4 protein-coding genes are annotated in these 5,171 nt (G+C 64.5%); 2 read left to right on the top strand and 2 right to left on the bottom strand.

What is annotated here, in order from left to right:
* Nucleotides 1-370: 370 nt before the first annotated feature.
* Nucleotides 371-805, bottom strand: coding sequence for a hypothetical protein (locus tag Q9Q40_15500; GenBank protein ID MDQ7008626.1), 435 nt, complete (start codon nucleotides 803-805; stop codon nucleotides 371-373).
* 154 nt (nucleotides 806-959) lie between these two features.
* Entirely contained in the window at nucleotides 960-1,520 is a 561-nt protein-coding gene (locus tag Q9Q40_15495) for a sigma-70 family RNA polymerase sigma factor (protein ID MDQ7008625.1), read from the bottom strand.
* 233 nt (nucleotides 1,521-1,753) lie between these two features.
* On the opposite strand from Q9Q40_15495, the gene Q9Q40_15490 reads away from it, so the two are divergent.
* Both Q9Q40_15490 and Q9Q40_15485 read left to right on the top strand, forming a co-directional pair.
* Complete coding sequence (locus Q9Q40_15490) at nucleotides 1,754-3,082, top strand: sulfatase-like hydrolase/transferase (protein ID MDQ7008624.1); 1,329 nt, start codon at nucleotides 1,754-1,756, stop codon at nucleotides 3,080-3,082.
* An 18-nt stretch (nucleotides 3,083-3,100) separates the two neighbouring features.
* The coding region (locus Q9Q40_15485) for a tetratricopeptide repeat protein (protein ID MDQ7008623.1) at nucleotides 3,101-5,171 on the top strand (2,071 nt) is incomplete at its 3' end.

Below are 5,171 nucleotides of genomic sequence, written 5' to 3'. Positions count from 1 at the left end.
TTCGACGCGACGACCATTCCGCCGAGCAGCAGTGCGACTCCCAGCAGGCCTGCCACCAGTCCCCGGACGGTACGGTGCTTGGACATTAAAACCCTCCTAAGCGGTTTCCAGCGGCACTCTCCACGCGCGGACCAGCGTATTTGCCATGCCGACAACCACATCGCCCGGAAAACGATGGGGCTGCCTTTGCCGACAAGCAAATTCGCCGGCCCCGCCAGAGGCCGCCTGTGTTGGGTACGTCGACTCCGCCTCCGCGTCAACGGAAATCCGGATTTTCCGTACGTGGAGAGAGCTGGCGTACACTGTGTTCATCGGGTATTGCACCCTCGCTATTGAGCCATTCATTACAGCGGCAGTCGAACGCACCGCTTCAGTCCACTCGGTAAAAGACGACCGTTCCCGGTCGCGGTTGTCCGTTTTTGTCCAGATATTCACGCGCCCCAGCGACCCGTTCCACATCCACCGGAAGAGCCATGGGGGCCTGGGTCTTGATCACGCGACCGATGGGACGGCCATCGGCGTAGGCGATGCGCACCGCTCCGTCTTCGGTCAGCGACAAAGCCAGAGAGGCAGGCGTCAAAGGCTGCCACTTCAGCCCGGTGAGCGTAAGAAATGCGAAAACCGCTGCTGCCGCCGCCATGGCGTAGCGTCCCCCGACTCGATGCGGGTGCGTGCCACCCACAGCGTCCCGAACCCGACGCCGCAGACGGACGACCTCCATTTCGCTGGCCGGTTCGAAACCTGCGGCGGCAATCACCTGGTCGAGGAAGTCGTCTGAGGGCGAGTTGTCAGGGAATGGCCTCATCGCTTGCTACCCTTTCCTTGCTACCCTTTCGCCGGGCCCATGCCGATGTGCCGATGTGAGCGTGAGCCTCTGCGGTCACTGGCTACTACCCCCGCTGTGCTGGAAGCGTTCATGGATTGACTGCAATTATTTCCCGAACCCGGTTTTCGCTACTTTACCGCCCACCAGGAAGTACCTCGGGATGATGCAGGCGCAGCCATGCCAGAACCTTCCGGCGCCCCTCCGAGGACTGCCGACGTACCGTCACCTCGCTGATGCCGAGAGCCTGAGCAATCAAAGAGGAAGGAAGGCTCTCGATGTCACGCAGCAGGAAGACCAGTCGCTCCCGCTCGCTGAGATGGCTGGCGGCAGCGAGCAACAGGCGCTGGATTTCCGCGGCCTCGAGGTTGCGCTCGGGCCCCCTGTCACTGCTCGTCAGAGGCTCGTCAGGCAGCGCCTGTTCGCGGCGGGCCGGAGTACGTCGCATGTGGGAACGCGCCACGTTCAGCGTAATTTGAACCAGCCAGGGCTCGACCGGCCGCGTCAGGTCAAAATCGGCAAGCTTGCGGTAAAAGCGGAGGAAGGCCTCCTGGGCCACGTCCTCGGCGTCCTGGCGGTGCCCCGTCACACGCCTCGCCACGGAAAGTACCAGTCCTCCATGGCGGGCCACCAAGGTATCGAAGGCCGCGGGATCCCCGGCCCGGGCCCGTCGCAGGAGATCGCTGTCAGCGGCCAAAACTCTCCTCCTGGCGGCCGACCCTGGCCCCGGGGGTCCCTCAAGACGCCGGGATTATACTCGCCCGACCTGTTGCGACGTCTGGAGTCGCCTGTCACGCTTGGCAAATCGCTGGGAGCCGGAGAATCTCCATGATGGCAGCCTCACTCCTCATCAAGTGTGCCAGCGCCGCGGGCGTTCTCGTGACAGGTCTCACGGCGCCTTCCTGTCAGGGGTCGGGGCCTCCGAGACCCGTGATTCTCGTCACCATCGATACGCTCAGGGCTGACCACGTGGGTCTGTCGGGTCTGGCCCCCCACCCCACCCCGGCCATGGACAGGATCGGCCGCGAGGGCGCTTGGGCGCCCCTGGCGGTGGCCCCTTTCGGCCGCACAACTCAGTCGGTGGGGACCATCCTCACCGGGCTCCACCCCCTCCGTCACGGAGCTGACGGCCTGGGGATGGTCCTGCCCGCCGAGGTGACCACCCTCGCCGAGGCCTTTGCGGCAGCGGGTTATCGAACCGGCGCCTTCGTCTCCAACGTCAATTTGCGGGCGGGTCTCGGCTTCGAGCAGGGGCATGAGGTCTTCTCGAATAGCGCCGCGCGATGGAAGGGGAACTCTGCGCCGGCTCTGACGGGGGAGGCCCTGGCCTGGATCGACTCCCTGTCAGGGGCCGAACCGTTCTTTCTGTGGCTTCACTATCTCGACCCTCATTGGCCTTACACGCCGTCCGATGAAACTCTGCGGGAGGTGGATCCGCAGTGGAAGGGTGCGTTCGACCTGTTTCGCCGGGTGGAGGGGCCGGAGTTGACCAAAGGACAGGTCATTTTCTTTGCGGATCGGGTACTCACGCCTCGCGAGGTGGAGCACGCTCGCCGCACCTACCAGGCCGAGGTGCTGGACACCGATCGCGCCCTGGGGATCTTCCTCGAGGGACTCGAGCGCAGAGGCCTGCTGGACCGTTCGATCCTCATGCTCGCCGCAGACCACGGGGAGGCCATGGGAGATCATCGTTACTGGTTCGCCCACGGTGAGTATCTTTACGACGATACGCTCCGAGTACCCTGGGCTCTCCGGGCACCGGGGCTGGTGCCTGCGGGAACGCGGATCGACGGTTTGGTGTTGCTCGAGGACATCGCGCCGACGCTCACGCACCTGGCCCAAATCGACTTTCCCACGGGCACCGATGGGACGGATCTCGTGCCCTTGCTCTCCGCCGGAGGCACGGTGAGGCTCGCGCCTCGGCCTCAGGTCCACCTGACCGATCACCACCTGGTTCATCCAGAGAATCCTCGACGACCCGTGCCAGGGAGGCCCGGCCGGTGGTGGGCTCTTCGCGATGGACCTTGGAAGCTGATCGAGATTCCTCAGCCCGAGGGGCGTCGCGTGTTCGAACTCTACAATCTCGAGCGCGATCCGGCCGAGAGCGAGGATCTGTCCGCGGAGCAGACAGAGCGCGTGGCTGCGATGAGCCGGCAACTCGACCAGTGGCGCCGCCGGGTCGGTCGTGGCCCGGATGGCGACGCTGCGCCCGGTAGTGCCAGAGAACTCGATGCGCTCAAGGGCCTGGGGTACATGTAGGCAGCGGGGAGAATCGGCGTGATCGAGCGAAACTGGCGGCGCCTGAGCGATTGGGTGACCAGATGGGAGGAAGTGCCCTGGGGCCCGGGCACTGTAGCGGCGCTTCTGGCCGCCGTGATTGCCGTGCGTAACCTGCTGGAAATAACCGTGGCTCGCAATCCGGTCTTCGATGCGCTGGCCGCCTTCGTCCACTACCCCTTGGCCTACGTCGGCCCCTTCCTCGCTCTGGTGCTGGTGCTGGCTTTTTGGGCCCAGGTGGCTCCAGCTCGAGTCGCCCGCCTGATGGCGCTAGCGTGGCTACTGACCCTCGTACCGCCCCTGGCCGATCTCCTGCTGCACCACAGGCGTGAGGTGCCGACCATCGGCTACCTGGCCGTGGATCCAGCGGATATCGGCTGGATCATCGTGCATTTCTTCGATCCAAGGGTGAGCCTGATGGGAACCACAGGCGGCATTCGTCTGGAGACGGGGATCGCTGTACTGGCTGCGGCCGCATACGTTGCCCTGCGTTCGAGACGCGTGACGCGCGTGTTGGGCGTCATGGTCAGCGTGTATGCGGCATCCCTGTTCTTCTTTTTGCTCCCCGCCATCGTGCTCGGCGTCTTTCGCCTGCTCTTCCCCATGACGTCTCTGGCGGATCTGCTGCGCGGTGAGGGTGCCGTCTTTCGGGGTACCGGAGACGCGCTCGACGATGCCGCCGCAATCTTGTGGCTCGTACCCGTCCTGGCTACCTTGGTCGCGGCATGGCGCTGGGTCGAGGGCCGGACCCCTGGAGATTCGACCAGCGGCTGGGCTGGTCCGACTCGGGATCGACGGGCAGCATCATCTACGAGTCACGGTCTCTTCCTCGCAGCCATCGCCATGGCGGGTATGGTGGTTGCCAGGATCATTCGGCAACCATCCTCGCTGGCGCTGACCATACCGCCCTACGATTATCTGGCTCCGGTCGGGCTGATTCTGGCTCTGGTGTTCGGCTCCCGTCTCGTTCGCTCTGGAGCGATGACACCCTTTGTCCGCCTCGCCCACTTGATCGCTGTCGTGGCACTGGCTTTGGCGCTCGGGCGCAGCGTCGCCATCGGGCTGGCTGTCGCTCTGCTCGTGAGCCTCGGGGCCTCGCAACTCCGATTGAAGGGGCCGCTGGCAGGGGCGGCCACCCATGCTGCCGCCTTTTCGCTGGCTGCGGCAGGAGCCGTGGCCGCGGGCTGGGCGTTGATCATTGGTCCCGAGGCACTGGCTCGTATTCCTGTCGAGATCCTCGTCGCGGCGCTGATGATGGGCCTGTGTGTCGGAATCGCTGGTGCACTGTTCGCCGGCCAGGATAGGCCCCGGTGGTCACGAAGGATCGTCGGTCTACTCCTCTTGAGTATTCTCCTCGGCTCGACGGGGGTTTTGCTGGGAGGCCCCCCACTGCTGGCGGTGGGAGCGCCGTTGGGGCTGATCATAGCCGGTATCTGGTATGCCTTTCCGCAATCGTCGCTCAGGCCGACCGCGCACTGGACTAGAGGCCTTGCGAGCGGACTGGTCTTCTTCCTGTTGTTGGTCGGTGCCACGAGCAATCCGACGATTCTCGGGCAGTGGCGGGAGAGGACATCCCGCGTCGCGCGTCTCGAACGCATCAAGGGCGAGCGCTATTTCGAGCAGGGGCAATGGAATCAGGCACGCTCAGTTTTCAAGAGCGCGCTCGAAATGGATCCCAACGACGTTGGTGCTCTTCGGGGCCTGGGTCTGGGCTACATCGCGCAGAAGCGTTTGCGGCGTGGAACGCATTTTCTCGAGCGCGCCCTCGACGTCGATCCAGACAACCCTCAGCAGATCGTCAATCTGGCCGCAGCCTACCTGGACCAGAATCGCTGGTCGGAAGCACTGGAGTTGATCGATCGTGCCCTGAGCCGCAATCCTCGCAATCTCCTGGCATGGCTCCAACGCTGTGACGCTCTTGACGGCATGGGACGGGTTGAACAGGCCATCGTTGCCTGTAGCGAATATCTCGAACTGGCCGAGGGCAGGCCTGGTCAGGATGCCGCTGTCCGCGAAATCCGCCGACGCCTACGGAAGTTGGGCGCTAGCGGCAAGACCCCTTCGGAAACAC

The sequence above is a fragment of the Acidobacteriota bacterium genome (assembly GCA_030949985.1).
Lineage (GTDB): Bacteria > Acidobacteriota > Polarisedimenticolia > J045 > J045 > JALTMS01.
Note: the sequence above shows the minus strand (reverse complement) of the source record. Positions and strands in the feature narration are given on the sequence as shown.

Excerpts from the sequence above, each read along its gene's own strand:
- Q9Q40_15500 (MDQ7008626.1), bottom strand. The coding sequence starts at position 805 with ATGAGGCCATTCCCTGACAACTCGCCCTCAGACGACTTCCTCGACCAG.